22 protein-coding genes and 1 riboswitch are annotated in these 23,762 nt (G+C 53.6%); of the genes, 6 read left to right on the forward strand and 16 right to left on the reverse strand.

Annotation, left to right across the window (positions count from 1 at the left end; translation table 11 throughout):
* Window positions 1-87 precede the first annotated feature (87 nt).
* The 9 genes from ubiA to pgi all read right to left on the reverse strand — a co-directional run bounded on the left by ubiA (window position 88) and on the right by pgi (window position 9,088).
* The gene (ubiA, locus tag BG55_RS05070; protein ID WP_034935021.1) at window positions 88-972 is read right to left on the reverse strand and encodes a 4-hydroxybenzoate octaprenyltransferase; all 885 of its coding nucleotides are present in this window, start codon (window positions 970-972) and stop codon (window positions 88-90) included.
* A 1-nt stretch (window position 973) separates the two neighbouring features.
* Window positions 974-1,501: a chorismate lyase gene (ubiC, locus tag BG55_RS05075; protein ID WP_034935024.1), complete on the reverse strand. Its 528-nt coding sequence runs from the start codon at window positions 1,499-1,501 to the stop codon at window positions 974-976.
* Between the two features lie 189 nt (window positions 1,502-1,690).
* The gene (locus BG55_RS05080; protein WP_084276204.1) at window positions 1,691-2,278 is read right to left on the reverse strand and encodes a nucleoside deaminase; all 588 of its coding nucleotides are present in this window, start codon (window positions 2,276-2,278) and stop codon (window positions 1,691-1,693) included.
* Between the two features lie 155 nt (window positions 2,279-2,433).
* Window positions 2,434-2,832, reverse strand: a complete 399-nt coding sequence (gene psiE / locus BG55_RS05085) for a phosphate-starvation-inducible protein PsiE (protein WP_034935027.1) — start codon at window positions 2,830-2,832, stop codon at window positions 2,434-2,436.
* A 241-nt stretch (window positions 2,833-3,073) separates the two neighbouring features.
* Window positions 3,074-5,170: a YjbH domain-containing protein gene (locus BG55_RS05090; protein ID WP_034935030.1), complete on the reverse strand. Its 2,097-nt coding sequence runs from the start codon at window positions 5,168-5,170 to the stop codon at window positions 3,074-3,076.
* Window positions 5,170-5,925, reverse strand: coding sequence for a capsule biosynthesis GfcC D2 domain-containing protein (locus BG55_RS05095; RefSeq protein WP_034935031.1), 756 nt, complete (start codon window positions 5,923-5,925; stop codon window positions 5,170-5,172). Before BG55_RS05095 ends, BG55_RS05090 begins: the two co-directional genes overlap by 1 nt.
* The gene (locus BG55_RS05100) at window positions 5,922-6,569 is read right to left on the reverse strand and encodes a YjbF family lipoprotein (RefSeq protein WP_034935033.1); all 648 of its coding nucleotides are present in this window, start codon (window positions 6,567-6,569) and stop codon (window positions 5,922-5,924) included. The genes BG55_RS05095 and BG55_RS05100 overlap by 4 nt, the downstream gene beginning before the upstream one ends.
* Window positions 6,570-6,648: 79 nt before the next feature.
* Window positions 6,649-6,897 (reverse strand): exopolysaccharide production protein YjbE, encoded by a 249-nt coding sequence (yjbE, locus tag BG55_RS05105; protein WP_034935035.1) that lies wholly within the window; start codon window positions 6,895-6,897, stop codon window positions 6,649-6,651.
* A gap of 541 nt (window positions 6,898-7,438) precedes the next feature.
* Window positions 7,439-9,088, reverse strand: a complete 1,650-nt coding sequence (gene pgi, locus BG55_RS05115; RefSeq protein WP_034935040.1) for a glucose-6-phosphate isomerase — start codon at window positions 9,086-9,088, stop codon at window positions 7,439-7,441.
* 217 nt (window positions 9,089-9,305) lie between these two features.
* Here pgi and BG55_RS05120 point away from each other — a divergent pair, with 217 nt between their 5' ends.
* From BG55_RS05120 to panS, 4 genes are all read left to right on the forward strand, one after another.
* Window positions 9,306-11,108: a cation:proton antiporter gene (locus BG55_RS05120; protein ID WP_034935043.1), complete on the forward strand. Its 1,803-nt coding sequence runs from the start codon at window positions 9,306-9,308 to the stop codon at window positions 11,106-11,108.
* Window positions 11,109-11,162: 54 nt separating this feature from the next.
* Window positions 11,163-11,411: riboswitch (Lysine riboswitch) on the forward strand.
* 95 nt (window positions 11,412-11,506) lie between these two features.
* Entirely contained in the window at window positions 11,507-12,862 is a 1,356-nt protein-coding gene (gene lysC, locus BG55_RS05125) for a lysine-sensitive aspartokinase 3 (protein ID WP_034935045.1), read from the forward strand.
* Window positions 12,863-13,111: 249 nt separating this feature from the next.
* Window positions 13,112-13,804, forward strand: coding sequence for an aquaporin Z (gene aqpZ, locus BG55_RS05130; protein WP_034935046.1), 693 nt, complete (start codon window positions 13,112-13,114; stop codon window positions 13,802-13,804).
* Between the two features lie 139 nt (window positions 13,805-13,943).
* Complete coding sequence (panS, locus tag BG55_RS05135) at window positions 13,944-14,861, forward strand: ketopantoate/pantoate/pantothenate transporter PanS (RefSeq protein ID WP_034935048.1); 918 nt, start codon at window positions 13,944-13,946, stop codon at window positions 14,859-14,861.
* 31 nt (window positions 14,862-14,892) lie between these two features.
* Here panS and BG55_RS05140 read toward each other — a convergent pair whose 3' ends face one another.
* From BG55_RS05140 to BG55_RS05165, 6 genes are all read right to left on the reverse strand, one after another.
* The gene (locus tag BG55_RS05140) at window positions 14,893-16,518 is read right to left on the reverse strand and encodes a Na/Pi cotransporter family protein (protein WP_034935051.1); all 1,626 of its coding nucleotides are present in this window, start codon (window positions 16,516-16,518) and stop codon (window positions 14,893-14,895) included.
* Between the two features lie 124 nt (window positions 16,519-16,642).
* On the reverse strand, window positions 16,643-17,638 hold the full coding sequence (locus BG55_RS05145; RefSeq protein WP_034935054.1) for an ABC transporter ATP-binding protein: 996 nt from the start codon (window positions 17,636-17,638) through the stop codon (window positions 16,643-16,645).
* Between the two features lie 2 nt (window positions 17,639-17,640).
* A complete protein-coding gene (locus BG55_RS05150) occupies window positions 17,641-18,426 on the reverse strand; it encodes an ABC transporter permease (protein WP_034935056.1) in 786 nt (261 codons plus the stop codon).
* Between the two features lie 12 nt (window positions 18,427-18,438).
* Complete coding sequence (locus BG55_RS05155; protein ID WP_034935059.1) at window positions 18,439-19,278, reverse strand: ABC transporter permease; 840 nt, start codon at window positions 19,276-19,278, stop codon at window positions 18,439-18,441.
* A complete protein-coding gene (locus BG55_RS05160; protein WP_034935061.1) occupies window positions 19,278-20,090 on the reverse strand; it encodes an alkaline phosphatase family protein in 813 nt (270 codons plus the stop codon). The genes BG55_RS05155 and BG55_RS05160 overlap by 1 nt, the downstream gene beginning before the upstream one ends.
* Before the next feature lie 9 nt (window positions 20,091-20,099).
* Window positions 20,100-21,161 (reverse strand): ABC transporter substrate-binding protein, encoded by a 1,062-nt coding sequence (locus tag BG55_RS05165; RefSeq protein WP_034935063.1) that lies wholly within the window; start codon window positions 21,159-21,161, stop codon window positions 20,100-20,102.
* A gap of 208 nt (window positions 21,162-21,369) precedes the next feature.
* Between BG55_RS05165 and BG55_RS05170 the strand changes: the two genes are divergently transcribed.
* Window positions 21,370-22,104, forward strand: coding sequence for a UTRA domain-containing protein (locus tag BG55_RS05170; RefSeq protein ID WP_034935065.1), 735 nt, complete (start codon window positions 21,370-21,372; stop codon window positions 22,102-22,104).
* Window positions 22,105-22,240: 136 nt separating this feature from the next.
* Here the strand turns inward: BG55_RS05170 and metA are convergent, their stop codons facing one another.
* Window positions 22,241-23,170: a homoserine O-acetyltransferase MetA gene (metA, locus tag BG55_RS05175; RefSeq protein WP_034935067.1), complete on the reverse strand. Its 930-nt coding sequence runs from the start codon at window positions 23,168-23,170 to the stop codon at window positions 22,241-22,243.
* 248 nt (window positions 23,171-23,418) lie between these two features.
* Here metA and BG55_RS22780 point away from each other — a divergent pair, with 248 nt between their 5' ends.
* Complete coding sequence (locus BG55_RS22780; protein WP_160170834.1) at window positions 23,419-23,586, forward strand: hypothetical protein; 168 nt, start codon at window positions 23,419-23,421, stop codon at window positions 23,584-23,586.
* The last annotated feature ends 176 nt before the right edge of the window (window positions 23,587-23,762 follow it).

A 23,762-nucleotide genomic window follows, 5' to 3' on the forward strand; every position in this document is an offset into this window, starting at 1 on the left:
ATTAAGCTGAGGCACGCGCGCCAGGGACGGTACCATCGACGGACAATTTTTTTCATCCGACGTTAACCCTCCCTGAACCGTGGCTACTCACAGCCAGCCTGCAACAGGCCCTGTGCTCAGTGCAATGCCAACAAACAGCACCAGTCCGACGTAATTATTATTGAGAAAAGCCTGGAAACAGGCATCCCGATCCCGACCGACGATCAGCCTTTGTTGGTGAATAAACAAGGTGCCAGCCAGCAAAACTGACCAGTAAAACGCCCCACCCAGCTGCATCATCCAGCCCGTCAGCGCCATCAGCATGAGTGTGGCAAATTGCAGTAAGCCAATAATCAGCTTGTCAAAACGACCAAATAAAATAGCGGTGGATTTTACGCCAATACGTAAATCATCATCGCGGTCCACCATCGCATACTGAGTGTCATACGCCACCGTCCAGCAGATATTGGCGAAGAATAACAGCCAGCAGGCCAGTGGCACAGACTCACTCACCGCCGCCCAGCCCATTGGAATAGCCCAGCCGAACGCCGCGCCCAGCACCACCTGTGGCAGATGGGTGTAACGCTTCATAAAAGGATACGTCCAGGCCAGAGCCAGAGCACCAAACGATAACCAGATGGTCATCGCATTCATGGTCAACACCAGACAGAATGAAATCAGTACCAGCCCGGCAAATAACCAGCGGGCCTCTCTGGAGGTTACGGCACCGCTGGGCAGCGGGCGTGAGCGGGTGCGTTTAACATGACCATCAATTTTACGGTCGGCAAAATCATTCACCACGCAACCAGCGGCACGCATAAAAAAAACGCCCAGCACAAAGACCAGCAGTATGTTTAGCGGCGGGATTTTCCCCCCTGCCAGCCACAGCGCCCACAGTGTCGGCCACAGTAGCAGCAGCGAGCCGATAGGCTTATCGATACGCATCAGACGGCTGTATGCCTGAAGTTTATTTATTGGCAGACTTCTTTCCACGCTACAGGCTCCCTTCCGCCAGCTCCGGCCAGTACAGCGGCGCAGGCGGTAAAAACAGTTCAGTCAGTAATAATGGCTTGCCGGAAAGACGTAAACGCGAACGACGCCCCCACAACCCCTCCACCTGACCCGGCTCAATAAAATCGCGCGTCAGCGTTGATGAAGCAAACAGATAGCGGCCCAGAGGACGTGTTCCCAGTTGTTGCAGCATCTGCTCCGGGCCATTGAGCGTTGATTCTGGCACGACGGTGCGACCAGCCAGCCACGGCACATCGTCGCCACACAGAAGGATTTCCCGCAGCCAGTAACGCGGCTCCTGCGGCAGCAGCGCCCCTTCTTCCCCCAGCTGGACGGCACTGATAAATCCCTCATGCTCTACCTTTACCGAAACCTGCTGGCAATGGTTTTCGAAGCGACGGGTCATGGAATCCTCCTCCAGCAGCCAGTCAAGTAGCGCCGTGGTCAACAGGGGGGAGGAAACGGGTAGCCATGCGAGGGCGCGCAGTTGCGACAGCGCGTTATCGTTCATTGGCTTCTCCGGAAAATAGACAGGGGGTCACAGTGTAGCGTAGTGCGCAGCCGAGAACACCTGGCGTTAAACAGAATTTAAGGCGTGGATTTTTCTGCCAACGGCTCGTTGCTTCCCCCATTACATCCGTGCTGGCAGGTATAACGCCGCCAGGCAGGCGTTATTTCGCCGCGATAACCGGGAGCATTATCAGGACCGCGTCCGTTGATCAAACAGATTGTCTGTCTGTGTCGCCAGTACACCACTAATCAGCGCCACGGGTTGATAAAACTCTCGCGCCCTGAAAGCAATTTCAGCTGCCGGGATATCAATCTGTCCAATGCCTGATGCGCGAATTTTTTGCACTGAACTGGCCCAGACAACCCGCGTTATCCCTGCCCATGCAATGGCAGACATGCACATAGAACAGGGTTCTCCCGTAGTGTAAAGCGTCATCTGCTGCCATCCCTGGTTACCGTGTTTGTGGACATACTCGTTAATTGCCACCATTTCGCCGTGAAATGTCGGATTCTCAGCACCGGTATTTACCCCTTCGCTGAAGATTTTTCCTGACTGAAGATCGGCAATGATTGCGCCAAAGGGATAAGCAGGATTTTTAGCCGCCTGAGCGATCGCCTTTTGCATAAAAAACTCATGCTGTTGCCGCTCTTTCGCCGACAGCTCTTCCGCTTTACGCACTGAAGACACGGTGAGGCTTTTAGCCTGAGCCAGCAAAGGTAATGAGCAACATAATCCACTAAACAGCGTCACAAAATTTCGGCGGGAGAAATCACGCATCGGGTGCTCCGTTGATGTCAGGCAGGGCTGTCTGCGGAAGATAAATATAGCACTGAAGTGAACAGCCTGATTGCTCAGCACGCCGTTAACCGGCTTACTGAGCCGCAAAGCCGTGCTGACACTGTTTAACAGCTCAGCCCGAAGGAAAGAGAGAATTATTCGCGCTTCAGTCGGTTGCTGTTCGCCAGCCAGAGCGTAAAGACCAGGATGAGGATGGCGATGGAGTAGGCCAGCGTATCGAAGGGATTCTTATGATCGACGATAATCAACCGGATAATGGCGGTAATGCCAATGTAGACAAAATAGCGCAGCGGGAAGTGATAACCCGACTGAAAATACTTAACAATCAGGGCAATAAATTCGAAATAGAGAAAATAGATGACGATTCCTTCAATCAGCAGATAAGACGAGGTCTGCTCACCGGTATTCAGTAATACATTAGCCAGATGGTAAGTTTCTTTGCCCAGAAAAACAGCCAGAATACAGGCCAGAATAATCAGGCCGATATTCAACACCATCTGTAAAACCCAGGCAATTCGCGTGGCGGTAATCATGCAAAACAATCCTCAGAAGTCACGGTAATCGTCAGGATTCTCCCGACCCGTACACTATGCTTTAGCGTGATGAAGTTCACAAGTTTTTGCGAGATGTCCGGTGGTGTTGCCACTGACGGCACCCTCAGCCCATAAAAAAGGCTGACAAATAAAGAAAAACCCCACGTAAAAACATGGGGTTGGTCACGGCGGCAAAAGCCTGCCTTCATTATTCCAGCAGGCAATGCGCTGGCAGCGCGCCTTAACGGAAGTTCTTATCCCGATCGCTGGTCATATCATACAGCTGGTATTTGCGACCCAACATCTGACCACCGTCACGCGTCAGCGGCGTCCAGTTGACCTGCGCACGTCCACGGGTTGGCGTGGTGGTAAACAGATCCATTGGAATCGAGATGTAGAAGCCTTTGGTGAAATCGCCCTCGCCGTACTCCTGCGCGGAAACATTGGTTTTAGTCGCATAAGCACCGACCATGATACCGCTGTCAAACTGGCGTGAGACATCAATCGTTACCCCTTTATCTTCCGCCAGATACTGGCCGACGCTGGCCTTCACCAATACCTGATGGTTGAAGAACGACGGCCGCCAGTAAGCGGTCAGGTTACCGACTTTGGCCGTGTAGTCGGTGAACTGCATCATATTGTCCCAGTCACGCTGCTTGACGTAGTTGGCATCAACACCCAACGCCCAGTCAGAATCAAGCGGACGATACAGCACCTCGCCACCCACACCACCGTACATCGTTTCCAGATAGCCGCCATAAACCTGACCATAGAAGCCGTTACCCAGCTCGTGCATGTAATTGGCCTGGAGGTTATTGACGTAGACATTGTTCTCGACGTAGTCGCGGATATGGGTTCGCACACGCGGCAGCGTTGAATCGGTTGGCGTACCGTTATAGCTGAACTTATCGTAGTTGTTCGCCAGGTTGGCGAATACGCTGCCGTCCAGCAGCAGATGGTTAGTTACCCAGTAGTTGGCATTCCCCATCACACCCAGCTGATACAGGTAGAAACTTTCCGGACCACCCACAGACTGGTTGAGCACCGGAGAGAGGCTGTAGTTAAAATCGTCAGGATCAATATGATATCCCTGCTCGGTGCGGCCCGGGTCGACCGGCTCCACCCGCTGCTGATCCAACGTTTTCTCTTTGCCGAGCGGATAACCTTCCAGCTGCTGACGCAGGCTGTCAACGCGGGTGACGGTGGTCACCTGCGGCATACGGTTTCGGGTTTCGGTCACGTTCAGCGTATCGATGTTCTGCGGCAGATGATTCATCAGGATCACATTCGCACGATCGATGCCTTCCTGAGTATTACGATACTTCGATTGCTGCCCGGTGACATACAGGGTGTTGCCTTTCACCTGCATATTTGGCGCGTTAAGACCGGCGTTGTACTTCAAATCGGTCAGTTGCTCTGCGGCCACCGTGGGCTGAAGGAAAGTATCCTGTGGCTGCGGCTTGTAAGCAGGTTTAGCTAAATCGGCCGATGCAGAGCGCAAATCGTTAAAGTTTGAACGCAGCGTGAAGCCAGCCATAAAGGTGTTCCCGCGCTCGTAGCTGACATTCACGTCCGCCCAGTCAGTCAGACGATAAATTGCGCCAACGTTAACTTTGCTTTTTTGCTCAAGACGACCGGCAAAGTCATCCTGGTAGTTATTGCCTTCATATTCCACTTTCAGACGCAGCGGCTGCCACGGCGTCTGATACTCAATCCCGCCAAATAACGCTGCAGGGCCTTTGAACATATCTTTGCCGTTGACCGATCCTGCCGTGCCACTGCTGTCTGAACGGTAACAGTAGCTGCTGTCAGCCTGGCAGAATGGGTTTTTCACCGTGCCGCTGTTGCCAAGGTAGCCAAATCCCAGTCCGAGGGTGAAATCAAACGGTCCCCAGGCTTTGGTTGCCACAAAATATTCGCTGTCAAACAGGCCAGTACCGCCCAGGTCACGCGCCCCTACCGACACCTCCGGCAGCCAGTACCCTTCCTGCCACAGACGGACTTTCAGGTCGAAAGCCTTATCTTTATAGGTCTGACTACCGCTGAAGCTTTCTACCGCACTGTAGCTACGGGTTTTGACATCGGTATAGCGGATGGTGGCTTCAAGCCACGGAAACAGCTGCACCGATGAGGAGTAAAAACGGTACTGATCGTTGTAGCGGTAGTTCAGGCTGAATTCACCATCCTTCGCCATTCTCGCAGTGGGCACCTGTAGCAGCCCCACGCCGCCAAAATCAGACTGCGAAGGACCAACAGGATCGGCAAAGGTGTCGGCATGAGCCTGGCACGCGCAAGCCACGGAAATCGCCAGCAGGCTGAAAAGATAGGTTTTTTTCATCAGTCAGGGATCCGGTGCGTCAGAACAGAAATAATCTGCTGGTTAAGATCTTCATACTGGCTGGGCAGCGACCAGGAAGAGAAACCAAGGTAAATGATGCTGCCAGCTTCTGGCTCTGTGTGGCGATGGTTCCAGTAAGCGACCGGCACCTGCGACACTTCACCTGAAGGCGCAATGACCGTGGCGACATTACGCTCCGCACCGTTAAGCCGCTGATGCTCATCAAGATAGTCAACCACCGTACGCCCCGGTAACCACGGCGTTTTGCCACTGCCGCTGACCAGTCCGGCGACCATCAGGGTGGTCGGTTTTTGCAGGGTGTAGACGCTGTATTCTCCTTCCAGACGGCGATTGTCCGCCGCACGCACCCGCACCCAGTCAGGGTCGAGATTAGCAATCTGCCGCCCGGTGACTTTCACGCCAGCTACCTGCTGCCGGACGTTATCGACAATCGCGGCTTTATCGGCATCATCATCTGCCCGTAATTCAGCGCTCCAGCCTTGCAGCCGGGCCAACAGTTGCTGCTGCTGCTGCACCGCCACCGCCGTTGCCAGTTTTTCTGCGATCACCGTTCCTGGCCACCAGGTTCTGCCCATCAGCGCCGGGCTGGTCACCAGTTGTGCAAGATTCTGTGCATGGCTGACCACGGCGGTTTGGGTTTGGCCCGGATAAAAGACGGTCACCTGGCTTTCGGCAGACACCTGCGACGACGCACCAAGCACCATTCCTGCGAGAAGATAGGTTATTTTTTTCATGATTTCGCGGGCTTCAAGATGATGGTTTCAACGGAGAAGTCAGCCCCACCCAGCATCTGCTGCGACTGACGAACCTGTCCTGTAGTGGTATCGAACCAGAAGGTATTGCTCCAGGACTTGCCACTCTCCGGTAGTGTGACCTGCTCCTGCCAGACGCGGCAGGCGACTTTTTTACCGGCCAGATCCAGCACCTGATCATCCTTGCGGGTGAAATGTGATACGGCGGTGGCAGAGCGGAAGTGTCCGGCCTCGGTCCAGCTCAGTGTGCTGGTCCAGCTGGCTCCCTCACGTAGCTGCAATGGAGCAGACAGCGGGTCCTGACCGGCGTTAGTTATGCTGACCAGATTGTCACTGAGTCCCAGCGTTTTCACTACGCGGCCATGCTGGGTGACCAGCACTGACTGGTCACGGGTGATCCATTTTTGCTGACCATTTTCATCGAAGCCCAGCACCACAAAGATACGCTGCCCGTCATTCAGGCGCAGATACATGCTGGCATAAGGAAGGTTATCTATCTGTTCGCTGCTCACTTCAACATCATCTGGCCCGAGCAGCGCGAGTTCGACAGTATCGGTAAGTCCTTTTTGCGTCTGAGTACAGGCCTGCAAACACAGGCATAAAAGCAACAGTGGTATATAGCGCACCGGAGTGGATCCCTGAGCAAAGTCTGACAATGTCAAAAAATAACCACACAATTGTGTGGTTATGATTAATTTACCGAACTTAACGAGTCGTGCCCGTGGTGGTTGTGGTAGTGGTTCCGGTATTAGAACCGTTACCGCCGCTGCTTGCTGCCAGCGCTACACCGACCAGTGCGCCAAGCGCACCCACACCCACCGCGGTTGAGGTGCCGGCGGAAAGCGTTCCCGCCGTTGCGCCTGCTGCACTACCTGCCTCTTCAGGCGCGGCGAACGCAGCAGAAGCTCCCGCTAAGTACACTATGGCTGCAACAGCACATATGACTTTTTTCATAACATTTTCCCTTCATTAAATGAATGGATACTCAACCTGAAGGGTTTCAGGCGCGTTCAGTATAAGGCAATAAATTACCAGAATTCATGGCAGAACAATGAAGGTTGGAGGCGGATTAATTCTGATTAAAATAAAGTTTTTTTGGCATTTTTAAGCGTATTTATAATAATTACGGCAATGTAATAGCATGAATTACTGTAATGAGCTGGTATACCAGTCACACCGACTAATAACCTTACTGAGTGTGCAAAATATATTAGTTATGGAGGAAATCCGCACAAAAATAACAAAAAAATCATATATATCAAAACATTAACCCATCTTAATATCGTAATAAGATCGGTCCGAAAAGGGTAATGTTTCAGAATTATCTTGTTATAAATCCAGCTATTGCAATAAATTTTAAGATTTTTCTCAGGAATAATGGGTCAGATGAATTTAGCAGCATTCAGATATATTGGCGATTTTTTTCTGCGCATCAAAAAGGGCCGTTGCTGTCGCATCCGGCCCTGAAAATAATTAATTCATCTCTGGCAAAAGATTATGCGCGCCAGTTTTTGTAACGATTGATCAGACCATTAGTCGAGCTGTCGTGGCTGGTCACCTGCTCACCACCAGAAAGCTCTGGCAGAATGCGGTTAGCCAGCTGTTTACCTAACTCGACACCCCACTGATCAAAAGTAAAGATGTTAAGGATGGCCCCCTGGGTGAAGATTTTATGCTCATACAGGGCGATTAACGCGCCCAGGCTGTATGGCGTGATATCACGCAGCAGGATCGAGTTAGTTGGACGGTTGCCTTCAAAGACCTTAAATGGCACCACGTGTTCAACCGATTTCGCATCTTTACCAGCATCGGCAAACTCTTTCTCCACCACTTCGCGTGATTTACCAAAGGCCAGCGCTTCGGTTTGCGCAAAGAAGTTTGACAGCAGCTTGTCATGATGATCGCCCAACTGATTATGGCTAATCGCCGGGGCAATAAAGTCACAGGGAACCAGCTTGGTGCCCTGGTGGATAAGCTGGTAAAACGCATGCTGTCCGTTGGTACCGGGTTCTCCCCAGATAATCGGGCCGGTCTGCCAGGTTACCGGAGAGCCATTGCGGTCAACGTATTTACCGTTGGACTCCATATTTCCCTGCTGGAAATAAGCCGCGAAGCGGTGCATATACTGGTCGTAGGGCAGAATGGCTTCGGTTTCAGCACCAAAGAAATTGTTATACCAGATGCCAATCAGCGCGAGGGTTACCGGCAGATTCTGCTCCACTGGCGTGCTGGAGAAGTGCTTGTCCATCGCATGTGCGCCGCCGAGCAACTGCTCGAAATTGTCAAAGCCAATTGACAGAATGATCGACAGGCCAATAGCGGACCACAAGGAATAACGTCCACCCACCCAGTCCCAGAATTCGAACATATTTGCGGTGTCGATACCAAACTCACCGACAGCTTTGCCATTGGTGGAGAGTGCCGCAAAATGCTTTGCCACATGCTTTTCATCACCGGCCGTTTGCAGGAACCAGTCGCGGGCACTGTGCGCATTGGTCATGGTCTCCTGCGTGGTAAAGGTTTTCGACGCAACCAGGAACAACGTGGTTTCCGGGCTGAGATCCTTAACCGTTTCAGCAATGTGCGTGCCGTCCACGTTAGAGACAAAATGCATGTTCAGGTGATTTTTATAGGGCCGCAATGCTTCGGTGACCATAAAGGGTCCCAGATCGGAACCCCCAATACCAATATTCACCACGTCGGTGATTGCTTTGCCGGTGTAGCCTTTCCACTCACCGCTGATGATGCGCTGAGAGAACGACTTCATTTTCTCCAGAACCGCATTCACCTCTGGCATCACATCTTTGCCATCCACCTTAATCGGCGTGTTGCTGCGATTGCGCAGAGCAACATGCAGCACGGCCCGGTCTTCAGTACGGTTAATTTTTTCGCCGGAAAACATTGACCTGATGGCACCCTGTAAATCAGTTTCTTTCGCCAGATCCTGTAACTTACTGAGCGTTTCGCGGGTGATACGGTTTTTCGAGTAGTCCACCAGCATCTGGTCGTCGAAGGTGGCAGAGAAGGTGCTGAATCGATCGCTGTCGCTGGCGAAGAGATCGGCTATCTGCACATCTTTCATCTGCTCAAAATGCTGCTCCAGGGCCTGCCAGGCAGCGGTTTGTGTCGGATTAATACTTTTCATAGCAACACACTCTTTTTCAATTGAGAACCGTAAGTCAAACCGGACGCCATGTTACCTGTTGCGAGCCATCAGCTCCCCTTTTCCTGCAACAGGTTACAGCTATCAGACGAGAGAATTTCTCTCGTTTTGTCCGGGGCTATTTATAATTCAGTCGGCGTGGAGACGATCCGCTCAGCGTTTCAGTATGACCACACTTACTGTCGAAAGGAAAAATTTTATGGCGATGTCTGCCCCACTGCTGTTGGTAATCATTGGATTAAGTTCGCTGGTAGCCCAGTGGCTGGCGTGGCTGCTGCGTCTTCCGGCTATTTTACCTCTGCTGGTTTTCGGCATTGTCCTGGGACCAGTCGGACATATTCTGCAACCCGATGCCCTGTTTGGCTCGCTGCTGTTTCCGCTGGTCTCCTTGTCGGTGGCGATCATTCTGTTTGAAGGCGCGCTGACTTTACGCTTCAAAGAAATACGCGGTCTGGGAAAGGTCGTGCGTAATCTGGTTTCCATCGGGATGCTGATAACCTTTCTGATCATTGGTCTGGCTTGCCGGATATTGCTGGATTTTCCTGCGGAACTCGCAGCCCTGGTGGGTGCCGTCACCGTGGTGACCGGCCCTACCGTTATCGCGCCCCTGATGCGTGTGGTTCGACCAAAGAAAGCGATCAATCAGGTGTTACGTTGGGAAGGCATCGTCATCGATCCGGTAGGGGCCATTTTTACGCTTTTGGTATTCGAATTCATTGTGCTTCAGCAAAAAGCTGAATCGTTAACGCATTTACTGTGGACCTTAAGTCTGACCACTGCAACAGGCCTTATCGCAGGCGCGCTGTTCGGCTGGCTGATGGGCCTGGCGTTGAAAAGGGTCTGGCTGCCCGGCTATCTGCGAAACTTCGCGGTGCTGGCGGTGATGCTCACCGCTTTTGGCCTGTCGAACGCGCTGGCGGACGAGTCCGGCCTGCTGACGGTAACGGTGATGGGGATCTGGCTGGCAAATATGCGTGGTGTCGATCTCAGCGAAATCATCGCCTTCAAAGAAGAACTCTCTGCACTGCTGATCTCGGCCCTGTTTATTATTCTGGCAGCCCGCCTGGATTTGAACGCACTGGTGGCGATGGGCTGGCCGCTGGCAGGCCTGCTACTGGTGGTGCAGTTTGTTGCCCGCCCGTTGTGTATTGCCGTTTCAACCTTTCGGTCGTCGCTACACTGGCGCGAACGCTTGCTGCTCAGTTGGATCGCGCCGCGTGGCATTGTGGCAGCCGCAGTCAGCTCTCTGTTTGCTCTGACGCTGGAGAAAACCGGCTATGCCGGGGCAGACAGGCTGGTTACGGTGGTGTTTGCGGTGATTATCGGCACCGTGGTGCTGCAAAGCCTGACCAGTTCTGTGCTGGCCCGCCTGTTGCGGGTACAACAGCGTCAGCCTCGCGGCATCCTGATTACCGGCGCTAACAGCGTTGCGCGGGCGTTGGCAGCCGCGCTGCAAAAGCTGGATATCCCGGTGCTGCTGACTGACAGTAGCTGGGAACAGTACCGGCTGGCGAGAATGGAGGGGATTCCCGCTTATTATGGCAATGCCTGGTCAGATCATGCGGAGAATTTTCTCGACCTGAGCGAAACGTCACAGGTGATTGCCCTTTCACCTGATCGTCATCAGAATGCCCTGGCGGTGTACCATTTCAGCCATATCTTTGGTGATGAAAACGTGGCTGCTATCCGTTCCGGCGCACCATTAAAGGGACGCCGCGATACTGAAAGCCCGCGCTTTCATCGTCATGAGGTGCTGTTTGGCCAGGAGCAAAGTTATGCCCAACTCAGCAGCCTGCTGGCGAAAGGCGCGGTGATCAAAGCCACTCAGTTGAACGAAAATTTCGGCTGGCTGGCGTATCTGGAAAAAAATCAGGGTGTCATTCCGCTGTTTGTAGAGGAGAAGGGTGTGCTGAAAATGGTACGCGGTGAAAGTACGCCAACGCTTCCCTGTACGCTGGTCGCTCTGGTGCAAAATGAACCCTATACAGACGACAGTAATTGACAGCGGCAGCATAAACGGCTATTTGTAGTCGGCTTGTTGCGCATCCAGGATGCGCATGCCAGAAGAGGCGCGTCGCCCAGGCAGTGTGTTGGAGGAACCGAATCCGCAGATAACACATCAAGGGGTGCGACGCCGAGGTACAAACCACGCGGGTGGTAAGTATCGGCTACAGGGGCTGAATCCCTTGGGTTGTCACCAGGATCGGTTCAATAGTTGGACGATCCCTACCTGATTCACCTGGGTCGCAGCACAACGTTGCCGCCCCGGGTGTTCGGGTCAACAAGGTGGGGCGCTTCTGGGTGACTCGTAGTAAAACCCTTTTCTACGTCTACCCCGTTTCTGCTCTTTCCTTGTGCCAAGGCTGATGGAATCTAACCTGACACGAGGTATGTCAACACATGTCCCAATCTTCATTAATCGTGGCGAAATTTGGCGGTACCAGCGTTGCCGATTTTGCCGCGATGAATCGCAGCGCCGATGTGGTGCTGATGGACCCGAATGTACGCCTGGTGGTGCTTTCAGCTTCCGCCGGGGTCACCAATTTGCTGGTATCGCTGGCGGATGGACAGGAGCAGGAGCAACGTGCTTATCTGCTGGACGAAATTCGCCGTATCCAGTACGCAATCATTGACCAGCTGACGCAGCCGGATGTCATCCGCGAAGAAATCGATCGCCTGCTGGAAAACATCACCATGCTCTCCGAAGCCGCTGCGCTGGCGACATCCACCGCGCTGACTGACGAACTGGTCAGCCACGGTGAGCTGATGTCCAGCCTGCTGTTCGTCGAGGTATTGCGGCAGCGCAAGGTCGCTTCCGGATGGTTCGATGTGCGTAAAGTGATGCGCACCAGCGACCGCTTTGGTCGTGCTGAACCCGATGTGTCACAGCTGGCAGAGCTGGCGCGCACCCAGTTGGCGCCACGCCTTTCTGAAGAACTGATTGTGACGCAGGGTTTTATCGGCAGCGAAGCGAAAGGCCGCACCACCACCCTGGGCCGTGGCGGCAGCGACTATACGGCGGCACTGCTGGGTGAAGCACTGCATGCCAGCCGTATCGATATCTGGACCGATGTGGCGGGCATTTACACCACCGATCCCCGGGTGGTCCCCGCCGCCAAGCGCATTGACGAAATCACCTTTGAAGAAGCGGCGGAGATGGCCACCTTTGGGGCAAAAGTACTGCACCCGGCGACGCTGCTGCCTGCGGTGCGCTGCAATATTCCGGTTTTTGTCGGTTCCAGCAAAGATCCTGCCGCAGGCGGCACCCGCGTCTGTAATCAGATGCAGAATCCACCGCTGTTCCGGGCGCTGGCCCTGCGCCGCAAGCAGACGCTGTTGACGCTGCACAGCCTGAATATGCTTCACGCGCGTGGCTTCCTGGTTGAAGTGTTCGATATCCTGGCGCGCCACAATATTTCTGTGGACCTGATTACCACCTCAGAGGTCAGCGTCGCCTTAACGCTGGATACCACTGGCTCTACCTCAACCGGTGAGAGCCTGCTGACTCAGGCACTGCTGACCGAACTCTCGTCGCTTTGCCGGGTCGAGGTGGAAGAGAACCTGGCGTTGATTGCTATTATCGGCAATAACCTCTCCAAAGCCTGCGGTGTCGGAAAAGAAGTGTTTGGCGTACTGGAACCTTTTAATTTGCGGCTGATTTGTTACGGTGCCAGCAGTTATAATTTGTGTTTTCTTGTTCCAGGTAATGATGCTGAACAGGTGGTGCAGACGCTGCATCATAATTTATTTGAATAGCGTCAAAAAATATTCTGACCGGGCCTGGCCCGGTTTTTTTATTAATTTTGTAATATTCCCGCCGCCGCTTCTTTATTATTTTGTTAATAACAAGACCAGTTGTTGCAATAAATAATCTTATCTTCACATCGAATAATCCTTAATTCACACAAGTCCTTTTTTTACCGTATTACACTTGATCCATTGCATTGAAATACAGCTTATTACGGTAATAATTACGCGCTTAAGAATAAAACTGTGAGGTTAAGGATGAAAAAACTTTTTGCGGAATTTACAGGGACCTTTGTTCTGGTATTTGGCGGATGTGGCAGTGCGGTGCTGGCTGCTGCTTTCCCTCAGCTGGGAATTGGTTTTGTTGGCGTGGCGCTGGCATTCGGACTGACCGTATTAACGATGGCTTATGCCGTCGGCCATATTTCAGGCGGTCATTTTAATCCAGCCGTCACCCTGGGACTTTGGGCCGGTGGTCGCTTCCCGACGTCGCAGATTATTGGCTATGTGGCCGCGCAGGTGCTGGGTGGTCTGGCGGCTGCGGGTGTGCTTTATGTGATTGCCAGTGGCCAGACAGGATTTGATGCCAGCGCCAGTGGTTTTGCGGCAAACGGCTATGGTGAGTACTCACCAGGCGGTTTCTCACTGCTCTCCGGCATGGTGACCGAAGGGATATTGACCGCCGTATTCCTGATTGTCATTCATGGCGCAACCGATAAACGTGCGGCAGCAGGTTTTGCACCCATCGCCATTGGCCTCGCGCTGACGTTAATCCATCTGATCAGCATTCCGGTCACCAACACCTCGGTCAATCCGGCGCGTAGCACCGCCGTAGCCATCTTCCAGGGAAGCTGGGCGCTTAGCCAGCTGTGGATGTTCTGGTTGATGCCCATCGTCGGCGGTGTCGCAGGTGGTCTGATCTATCGCACGCTGCTGGAAACCAAAGAGTAACAGTCCATAAGGCGGGGTCACACTGCACCCGCCTGCGTTGCTTATCCCTTCTTTTTCCTTCCCGTTTTAATGCTATGATTCTGCGTCCACTTCAGCCGCAACCTTTGCTGGCAACCACTCGTACAGAGGAAATCTGGCTATGCTCGCCACTTTTACCCGCCTGTTTCCACTATGGGCGCTACTACTTTCTGCCATCGCTTACTACGCGCCGACGCCGTTTCTCAGCATTGGCCCGTGGGTGACATATTTGCTGATGCTGATTATGTTCGGCATGGGTGTCACGTTGAACATCAACGATTTCAGACGGGTACTGACCCGCCCTGCTCCGGTGCTGGCGGGGACCTTTCTGCACTATCTGGTGATGCCGCTGGCCGCCTGGGGCCTGGCAAAGCTGTTTAATATGCCGCCCGATCTCGCCGCAGGCATGATTCTGGTAGGCAGCGTGGCCAGTGGAACCGCATCAAATGTGATGATCTATCTGGCGAAGGGCGATGTGGCGCTCTCCGTCACCATCTCTTCTGTTTCCGCACTGGTCGGGGTGTTTGCCACGCCACTGTTGACCAAACTTTATGTCGATACGCATATCCAGGTTGATGTAGTGGGCATGTTGCTGAGCATTGTAAAAATCGTGGTGGTGCCCATCACTATTGGACTGATCATTCATCACTCACTGCCTGGGCTGGTAAAGCGCGTGGAGCCTTATCTGCCCGCCTTTTCGATGGTCTGTATTTTGCTGATTATCAGTGCGGTAGTGGCAGGCAGCCAAAGCTTTATTGGCTCGGTGGGCCTGATGGTGATTGTGGCGGTGATGCTGCATAACGCCATCGGGCTGCTTGGCGGCTACTGGGGTGGCAGGTTGTTTGGCTTTGACGAGTCAACCTGCCGGACGCTGGCGTTGGAGGTGGGGATGCAGAACTCCGGTCTGGCCGCCACGCTGGGTAAGCTTTACTTCTCCCCGCTGGCGGCTCTGCCGGGCGCGCTGTTCTCTGTCTGGCACAACCTTTCCGGCTCTCTGCTGGCGGGTTACTGGTCAGGCAAAGCGGTTGATAAAAAGTAATTGATCAACGCCCCTGCCTGCCAGGGGCCATTCACTCTTCACCACGGTCATCATCCGGCTGTTCAAGCACGCTGTAGGCTACCGCACAAAACAACGAGTTAAGTCGTTTCATGTCGCCAAGCAGACCCAGGTGTAATGAGCTGGTTTCAATACTTTGCACATTATGCTGATGCAGGCGATCAACATGTTTATGGGAGTAGCGCCGGTTCAGAATACGAAAGCGATGCTTGGAACGGCGTAACCGTTTGGCCGTGGTGATATCTCGGGATAAAAAGACCGACAGGCTGAGACGCAGGTTGGCAGAAAGCTGTTCCAGCAGGCCGTCCAACTCTTCTCTTCCTTCGATGGAGAACGCACGGCGAGCCGCCAGCGATTTGTCGGCCACGTCGCCACTCATTCTTTCCAGGATATCCCCCGCCATCTCAAGGTTCAGCGCCATTTCAATAATCTCCGCCCAGCGGCGGGAGTCCTCTTCCGGCAGATCTTCCTTGGGCATCTGCGCCAGGTAGAGTTTGATAGCGGTATACAGCACATCCACATCATCATCCAGCTTGCGGATCTCGCGCTCTTCGCGCAGTTCACCGTGGACCACTTTGCCAAAAGCCGCCAGCATCTGTTCCACAACGTCACCAATACGCAACGTCTCGCGCGAGGCATTAACCAGCGCCAGCGCCGGCGTATCCAGCGCACTGGGATCAAGGTGCCGGGGTTTTAGTCGCTGGTCGGTTTCAGGCTCCTCACGAATTAACTTACAGCACAGCGTGGCCATCGCGCCGGTGAAAGGCACCATAATCAGACAGCGGATCAGGTTGTAGAAGACGTGAAAGAAAATCACCAACTCTTCGTCATTGACCGGCAGTTTATGCAGCAGCTCGGACAGGGGATCGATAAAAGGCAGTACGATCAGTGAACCAATAAACTTAAACAGCAGGCTGCCCAGCGCCACCCTCTTACCGGCCGCGTTCGAGGTGCTGTTGTTAAGCATTGCCAGCAAGCCGCTGCCAAGATTTGCGCCAATCACCAGACACAGCGCCACTTTAAAAGAGATAACCCCGGTGGCGGTGAGGGTGGCGGTCAGCAGCACCGCCGCCAGGCTGGAGTAACTGATGATGGCGAATACAGCACCCAACAGCGCATCCAGCATTACATCGCCGGTAAGTGAAGAGAACAGCACTTTCACCCCGGCAGCCTGGGTGATGGGCGTGGCGGCGGCGACAATCAGCTGCAACGCCAGCAGGATCAGCCCCAGTCCGATGCTGGTTCTGCCCAGTTGCCCGGCGCGGGTCTGCTTACGGCCAAGAAAGAACACCACGCCGAAGAAAATAAATAACGGTGACAGCCAGGAGAGATCAAATGTCAGCAGACGCGCCATCAGCGCCGTACCCACATCCGCCCCCAGAATAATCACCAGCGCAGGCGTCAGTCCCACCAGTTCCTGAGCGACAAACGAGGTGACCAGCAGCGTAGTGGCATTGCTGCTTTGCACCAGCGCCGTCACGCCAATTCCGGCGACAAAGGCCATAGGTTTTTTAGACACGCTGCGACTCAGCACGCGGCGCAAGTCAGCGCCGTAGACGCGCATAATCCCGGTTCGCACAATGTGCGTTCCCCAGACCAGCAGCGCTACGGCGGAAAGAAGGTTTAGCAGGGTTAACACTGGTATCGACCTCACAGCCAGGCAAACATAACAGATTCAGGGCAGGCAATTTGCCTGCTGACCCGGTTAAGTTTAGCCGATCCGCTGAAAAAATGTTTTTAATCAGCGTGATAGTTCGTAGCTATCAGGCAACCTCACGCAAAGTAAGCTTATCCAACAGCAGCCCCACCTGATATCCCGCCGGGTGCAAATCGTCCGGAGAACGGTTCAGAACATCAACCCACAGCTCAACTTCCCGCGCCCGTACACGATAGCGAATGACGTTACCCAACAGGCTGTGACTGAGAATTTCTGCGGGGATCCCCTGCGACAATGCACAGAACGCCACCGATTCAGGACGCAGCGCCACCTGTTGTGTAAAGGTGTCTCCGGTCAGGCGGTGGGCCTGCTCGGCCGTCAGCAGGTTGTAATTGCCGATAAATCCGGCCGCGAACAGATTCGCAGGCTGAGTGTAGAGTGATTCCGCGTTACCGTTCTGTACAATTTTTCCTTTGTTCATCAGTACAATACGGTCTGAAAGTGACAGCGCCTCTTCCTGATCGTGGGTGACAAACAGCGTGGTCAGATTCAGCTCTTTCTGAATACGACGGATCTGATCGCGCAGGTGGCGACGGATACGCGCATCCAGCGCCGAGAGCGGTTCATCCAGCAGCAGCAGGCGGGGCCGGGTGACCAGCGAACGCGCCAGTGCCACCCGCTGACACTGGCCGCCGGAAAGCTGATGTGGGTAACGTCTGGCATAATCGTTCAGCTCCACCAGCTCCAGTGCTTCTGCCACCCGCCGCTGGATATCGGCTGGCTTCAGCTTCTGCATTTTCAGGCCAAATGCCACGTTGCGCTCTACGGTCATGTTTGGAAACAGTGCGTAGCTTTGAAACACCATGCCGATTGCACGTTTCTGCGGCGTCAGCGGCACGATATCCTGTCCCTGCAACAGAATTTGCCCGCTGTCGACCGGGGTCAGTCCGGCAAGACAGCGTAACAGGGTCGATTTTCCGCAGCCGCTCGGCCCCAGCAGGGTGACAAATTCCCCTTCACCCGCACTGAAATTAATATCTTCAAATATCGCGGTCGGGCCGTAGCTTTTATTCAGTTGGGTCACATTCAGCCATGAATTCATCTTCAGCCTCTCTCGCGGTTCAGGGCATTTGCCAGCCAGGTGACCAGCAACACAACAAAGAAATAGGAGATAACCAGTGCGCTACTGAAATGCCCACTGGCATTGCGCACGTTATAGAGATAAACCTGTAAGGTTTCATAGTTGGTGCCAACCAGCAGGTTAGCGAATACAAACTCACCAATCAGGAAAGAGAAAGAAAGCAACACCGCAATCAATGCCCCTTTGCGCAGATTGGGCAGCACCACCATCAACGCCGCCTGCCAGGTGGTGGCACCCAGCAGATGAGCCGCATCGATCAACTCTCTTATATTAATCGCCTGCATATTGTTGCTGATGGCACGCCAGATAAACGGCAGTGCGATAGTGAAATAGCAGCCAATCAGGATCCACGGTGAACCGGTCAGCATCAGCGGAGGGGCTGAATAGAGCTGTAACAACCCGACCGATGACACCACAGGCGGGATAGCAAAGGGCAGCAGGATCAATACATTCATTACCACATCGAGTTTAGGAAAGTAGTAAGCGATCACAAACATTACGGGTAGCACCAGCACCAGGGAAAACAGCAACGCACCAAAGCAAATCAGCAGTGAGTGCCACAGGGCCAGCAAAAAGCGCGGATCCTGCCACAGTTGCGCCATCCATTTGAGGGTGAAACCATCCGGCAGGATGGTGGCCCCCCATTCCGTTGCCAGCGCGTAGAGCAGAGTCGCCACCAGCGGCAGCGCCAGAATCAGCAAGACCAGCCAGATAATCACCCGATGATAAATATATTCACTTCTCGACATTGTCCTCTCCTGTCAGCGTGCATTCTGGTAGCTGCGACGAACCAGCCACTGATGAACCACGGTGATTGCCGACATCAGCACCACCAGCAACATCGCCAACGCGCTGCCCATATTGGGGTCGAGGGAAATATCTCCCGAAACCAGCGCCGCAATTCGTACCGGCACCACATTGAAGTTTCCGGTGGTCAGGGCATAAATGGTGGCGTAAGCGCCCAGGGCGTTAGCCAGCAAAATAACGAAAGTACCGAGTAGCGCTGGCGTGAGGATTGGCAGCCCGATGTGCCACCAGTAGCGCCAGCGGCTGGCACCAAGGAGTGCCGCTGACTCCTGCCAGTCTTTTTTCAGCCCGTCGAAGGCGGGATAGAGAAGGAGAAGACCCAGGGGAATCTGGAACCAGGTGTAAACCACAATCAATCCACTGCCAGAGTAAAGCTTAAAACTTTCCATCAGCCCGTGGCTGCGCATCAGCAACGTCAGGCAGCCATTCAGTCCCAGCAGGATCACAAAGGCAAATGCCAGCGGTACACCCGCGAAGTTACTGGTCATGTTGGTGAAGGAGATGAAAAAACGGTGCAATTTACCTCCCCCCAGCTGATGCAGTGAGTATCCCCCCAGCAACGCAATAATCAGTCCGTAGAGGCTCGACCAGAAAGAGATCTCCAGCGAGAAACGGATGGCCTGCTGATAGAAACCGGAGGTGAGAATATCAATGTAATTTCCCCAACCCCAGGCTTCGTTCATTTCGCTGTAGAAACTGTTGATGGCAATCCACACCAGCGGAGCGACCTGAAAAGCAAGATAAAACAGCGCAAAGGGCAACAGACACAGCAGCGCGATTCCTTTTCCTTTCATTATGCGCGCTCCTGATTGAGTAGCGCCGTGCAGACCGGCTTATCGTGCGCCACCCCCAGAATCTCGCACAGGGTGCCACAGAGTTCGGTCTGCAATGGAACCACCGACGTTTGCAGAGAGAAGGATTTACCAAAGACAAACAGCGGCACCTGTGTCTCTTCCGGCAGCGTCCCCCCGTGGCTGCGATCGTCGTTCATTCCGTGGTCGGAAGTCACCACCACCTGGTAACCCTCCGCCAGCCATCCCGGCATCCAGTGCGAAAGATAGCCGTCAGCCATCCGCGCACGATTCCGGTACTGTGCCGTCGAGAGGCCAAACTGATGGCCGGCATCATCAATATTCATCGGGTGGATCAGCAGAAAATGTGGATCAACACGCAGGCGCAAACTTTCCGCATCTTCAAACAGGTGTGAATCCGGATAGCTGTCATCGTGGTAAAAATGACCGTACTGAATCGGCAGTTCCGTGTCTGTCGTGTGACGATCGCGAACAGACAGCCAGGGTGAACGATTATACAGCTCACTAACCCAGTAGTATGCGGCGGCGGCCGTCGTCAGACCGCAGGCGCGGGCGTAGTGAAAAATACTGCGTTCTTTACTTAACCGGTTGACACCGTTGTGAATAATACCGCTGTTCACCGGCGTCACCCCGGTAAGAATGCATTCGTATAAAGGACGGGAAAGCGAGGGCAGCTCACATGTCATCTGGTAGAGCTGTCCGTTTCCCTGAGCACATTCCGCCTGCAAATAGCCCATCGCATGTTGTGCCACGCTGTAACTCAGACCGTCCAGCACCACCAGAATCGTTTTCATCGCCGGTCCTTATTGCTTCATGTTGATAATGACGTTTTCCTGCCACAGACGCGGCAGCATTTTGCTGGCTTTATCCCAGGCCTCGGTATCCGCAATTGGATGGGCATTTTTATACTCAGAGTTGGGCAGCAGCTTTGCCTGAACGTCAGCAGGCAGGGTCAGATGTTCGGCGCGGATCGGGCGGGCATAGCCGCGAGCCAGGTTAATCTGACCGGCATCAGAAAAGATATATTCACGCGCCAGTTTGGCGGCGTTAGGATGCTTCGCATATTTGTTAATGATGGTGGTATAGCCGGAGGTGATACTGCCATCAGAGGGGATCACCACGGCAAAACGATTTTTATCAATCTGATCGCGGTAGTTCAGACCATTAAAGTCCCACACCACCGCCACCTGAATCTCGCCCTTCTCGATATTGGCAATTACCGGATCGGTGACGCCAAGACGACCTTCTTTCGCCAGGTCGCTAAAGAAATTCAGAGCAGGCTTAAGGTTCTTTTCGCTACCCCCCATGGCATAAGCTGCCGCCAGCACACCGTTTGCTGCCTGCGCCGCCACGCCCACATCACCAATAGTCACCACATATTTACCTTTTTTAAGATCGGCCCAGCTGTGCGGCACATCTTTCACCTGATCTTTATTAACGATAAATGCAATGGTGCCGGTGTAAGCCAGCATCCAGTTACCTTCCGGATCTTTCGCCCAGGCAGGCACCTGATCCCAGTTCGTGGGTTTGTAAGGCTGAGCCAGGCCTTTCTGTACGGCAACAGGACCAAAAGCCGCGCCCACATCACCAATATCGGCGCTGGCATTGCTTTTCTCAGCAGCAAATTTCGCCAGTTCCTGGGCGCTTGACATGTCAGTATCACTGTGCTGAATACCATATTTACTGGTGATGTCGGCCCAGGTTTCTTTCCAGTTCGCCCAGCTGTCCGGCATACCGACGCTGTTGACCTGTCCTTCACTCTTCGCCGCCTTTTCCAGCGTGGCAAGGTCGTTACCTGCGGCGTGAGCACCCGGCAGGGCAAGGAAAATGGCACTGGCTAACACAGATGCGAACAAAGATTTCATAACTGCTGCTCCAGGTGATAAGTTGAATGGCTTACTGGACTAGTCCAGCAAGAACCGAGCCAATCTAGCCTGATCCGATGACAGTTTTATGTCAGCGCCGATTCCCACTGGACTAGTCCAGAAAGAGGGCACGATATCAGTCTGGGGAGGAGATGTTTCGGGCGTTCTGATTCTGTGCAGCTTCGCACCAAACTGAGGCATTGATGTGATGAAAGCATTAACTGTGGATGTGATTTGTCAGACGCTGGCCGTACGTATCAGAGAAGGCGATTTTGCCGCCAGTGGCCGACTGCCTTCCGAGCGTGAGCTGAGCGAGCAGTTCTCCACGACCCGCATCACTTTACGTGAAGCGCTGGGACAGCTGGAATCACAGGGAATGATCTATCGTGAACTGCGGCGTGGCTGGTTTATTGCCCCACCACGACTGGCCTATGATCCCCTGTTGCGCAGCCACTTTCACGCCATGGCTGAACAGCAAGGGCGCACGGCGCAGACCGAGGTGCTGGACGCCCGCAAGGTAAAAGTCAGTCTTGACGTCGCGGCGAAACTGGAAATGCACGAAGGGGATGATGTGTATCGCATCTGTCGACTGCGGCGTATTGATGGGCGTGCCGTGCTCTATGTCGAGCACTATCTCAATCCCCACTATTTTCCTGATCTGCTGAGCTTTGATTTGACCCGTTCGCTTACCTGTTTGTATCAGCAGGAGTACGGGATTCGTTATGGGCGGGTAGGGTTTAACATGCTGCCTATGCCGCTACCTAAATCTGCCGCGCCAGCGTTGAAGGTGGCAGCAGGCAGTCCGGCACTGTTTATCACCCGCATTAACCGTGACCGGGATGACCGGATCATCGACTGTGACATTGAGTACTGGCGCTACGATGCATTGTATATTGCCGTTGAGGTCAGAGAGGAGCAGCAGGCCGAAACGCCGTCGGCCTGAAAATAGCGGGCTGCCGGTTTACATCGGCAATCAGTGCAGTTCCGACGCCGGCCAACGTTCGATATTGCACTAGCCGGGTGACAGGCAAACCGGCCATATCTGACGGAAATAATAATTACACGGATATAGCTACAGGCTACTCAAGCGTAGGATTCATATGCCGCAGATCATATGGAGTAATCTGGTAAACGTAATAGTTTAGCCAGTTAGAAAACAGCAGGTTGCCGTGGCTGCGCCAGCTGGCGCGCGGGGGCAATGCCGGATTGTTGTGTGGGAAATAGTTGTGGGGCACTTCAGGATTCAGTCCGGCTTCACAGTCACGATGGTACTCACCAGCTAACGTCAGAGCATCATATTCAGGATGGCCGGTAACAAAAGCCAGACGCTTATCCTTGCTGGCGAACAGGTATGCTCCCGTTTCTTCTGACTCCGCGAAGATATCCAGGTCGGTGTAATCACGTATTAGTTCAGCAGGAAAATCAGCATAGCGTGAATGCGGTGCCAGGAAACTGTCATCGAACCCCCTGGTGAGCAACGCGTGAGGGTGCAGGATTTGATGTTCGAACACGCCAGAGAGTTTCTTCTCACGGGTGTGCTTAGGGATACCGTAAAGAATATTCAGTGCTGCCTGGACTGCCCAGCATACAAACAGTGTGGAAGTAACATGCTCTTTTGCCCAGTGCAACACGCTCTGGATCTGCGGCCAGTAAGCGACATCATTAAAATCGATCAGTCCCAGCGGTGCGCCAGTGACGATCAGGCCGTCAAAATTATCATGCTGTATATCATCAAAATTACAGTAGAAATTATTCAGATGATCCATCGGGGTATTGCGCGATTCACGATTGTCAATTCTCAGCAACTGGATATCGATTTGAAGCGGCGAGTAGGAAAGCAGGCGAAGAAACTGGTTTTCAGTTTCGATCTTTTTCGGCATCAGATTCAGCACCAGCACTTTTAACGGGCGAATTTCCTGAATACTGGCGCGCGAAGACGTCATCACAAAGACATTCTCGTTGCGCAGGAAATTCACTGCTGGTAATTCATCAGGCACCCTGATTGGCATAACCTTTTCCTCAACTAACCATTTAAACGTTCAGACATCCAGACAGCCGAAGATAGCGTGGCACCCGACAAATGTCGAGGCCTCATCTGATAGTTGAAAATGTTTCATCTCAGGCAGAAAAATGTGCCCGATACAGAAGCGATTTTTTGATGCAAATGCGAGGTTTGTCCCTGAAAAACTGGGGATTTTCTCTGACAGCAGGGGGAGGGTAATAAGGCGGGATATCAGTACAAGAAACGGAAAGGAACGTGGCTGGCAGGCGCGTACAGGGGCGTTGGCGGGCCTTTGACGTGTGCGAACCTGCTGCCGGACAGGCCAGCGACCGCAGCATCCCGGTGACGTGCCCCCTGCTGGATCTCAATGACCCGCCGCAGATTGCTGATTTTATTGCCGCATGGCTGCGCAACCGGCGCTGAGGCCTTCAGAGGAAAAAGTCGGCCCGGATGGGGCTGTCCGCTTTTTTTACCCGGACACAACGCAAAAAACCCCGGCCTTCCGGTCGGGGTCTTCGCTTTATATGATGCCTGGCAGTTCCCTACTCTCGCATGGGGAGACCCCACACTACCATCGGCGCTACGGCGTTTCACTTCTG

This window comes from Erwinia mallotivora (assembly GCF_000590885.1).
Taxonomy (GTDB): Bacteria; Pseudomonadota; Gammaproteobacteria; order Enterobacterales; family Enterobacteriaceae; genus Erwinia; species Erwinia mallotivora.

Coding starts and splice junctions, on each gene's coding strand:
- ubiC (WP_034935024.1), bottom strand. CDS start 1,501: ATGAACGATAACGCGCTGTCGCAACTGCGCGCCCTCGCATGGCTACCC.
- BG55_RS05090 (WP_034935030.1), bottom strand. CDS start 5,170: ATGAAAAAAACCTATCTTTTCAGCCTGCTGGCGATTTCCGTGGCTTGC.
- BG55_RS05160 (WP_034935061.1), bottom strand. CDS start 20,090: ATGAAAACGATTCTGGTGGTGCTGGACGGTCTGAGTTACAGCGTGGCA.
- yjbE (WP_034935035.1), bottom strand. CDS start 6,897: ATGAAAAAAGTCATATGTGCTGTTGCAGCCATAGTGTACTTAGCGGGA.
- BG55_RS05080 (WP_084276204.1), bottom strand. CDS start 2,278: ATGCGTGATTTCTCCCGCCGAAATTTTGTGACGCTGTTTAGTGGATTA.
- BG55_RS05165 (WP_034935063.1), bottom strand. CDS start 21,161: ATGAAATCTTTGTTCGCATCTGTGTTAGCCAGTGCCATTTTCCTTGCC.
- BG55_RS05150 (WP_034935056.1), bottom strand. CDS start 18,426: ATGTCGAGAAGTGAATATATTTATCATCGGGTGATTATCTGGCTGGTC.
- BG55_RS05155 (WP_034935059.1), bottom strand. CDS start 19,278: ATGAAAGGAAAAGGAATCGCGCTGCTGTGTCTGTTGCCCTTTGCGCTG.
- metA (WP_034935067.1), bottom strand. CDS start 23,170: ATGCCAATCAGGGTGCCTGATGAATTACCAGCAGTGAATTTCCTGCGC.
- lysC (WP_034935045.1), top strand. CDS start 11,507: ATGTCCCAATCTTCATTAATCGTGGCGAAATTTGGCGGTACCAGCGTT.
- BG55_RS05145 (WP_034935054.1), bottom strand. CDS start 17,638: ATGAATTCATGGCTGAATGTGACCCAACTGAATAAAAGCTACGGCCCG.
- aqpZ (WP_034935046.1), top strand. CDS start 13,112: ATGAAAAAACTTTTTGCGGAATTTACAGGGACCTTTGTTCTGGTATTT.
- panS (WP_034935048.1), top strand. CDS start 13,944: ATGCTCGCCACTTTTACCCGCCTGTTTCCACTATGGGCGCTACTACTT.
- BG55_RS05095 (WP_034935031.1), bottom strand. CDS start 5,925: ATGAAAAAAATAACCTATCTTCTCGCAGGAATGGTGCTTGGTGCGTCG.
- psiE (WP_034935027.1), bottom strand. CDS start 2,832: ATGATTACCGCCACGCGAATTGCCTGGGTTTTACAGATGGTGTTGAAT.
- pgi (WP_034935040.1), bottom strand. CDS start 9,088: ATGAAAAGTATTAATCCGACACAAACCGCTGCCTGGCAGGCCCTGGAG.
- BG55_RS05120 (WP_034935043.1), top strand. CDS start 9,306: ATGGCGATGTCTGCCCCACTGCTGTTGGTAATCATTGGATTAAGTTCG.
- BG55_RS05170 (WP_034935065.1), top strand. CDS start 21,370: ATGAAAGCATTAACTGTGGATGTGATTTGTCAGACGCTGGCCGTACGT.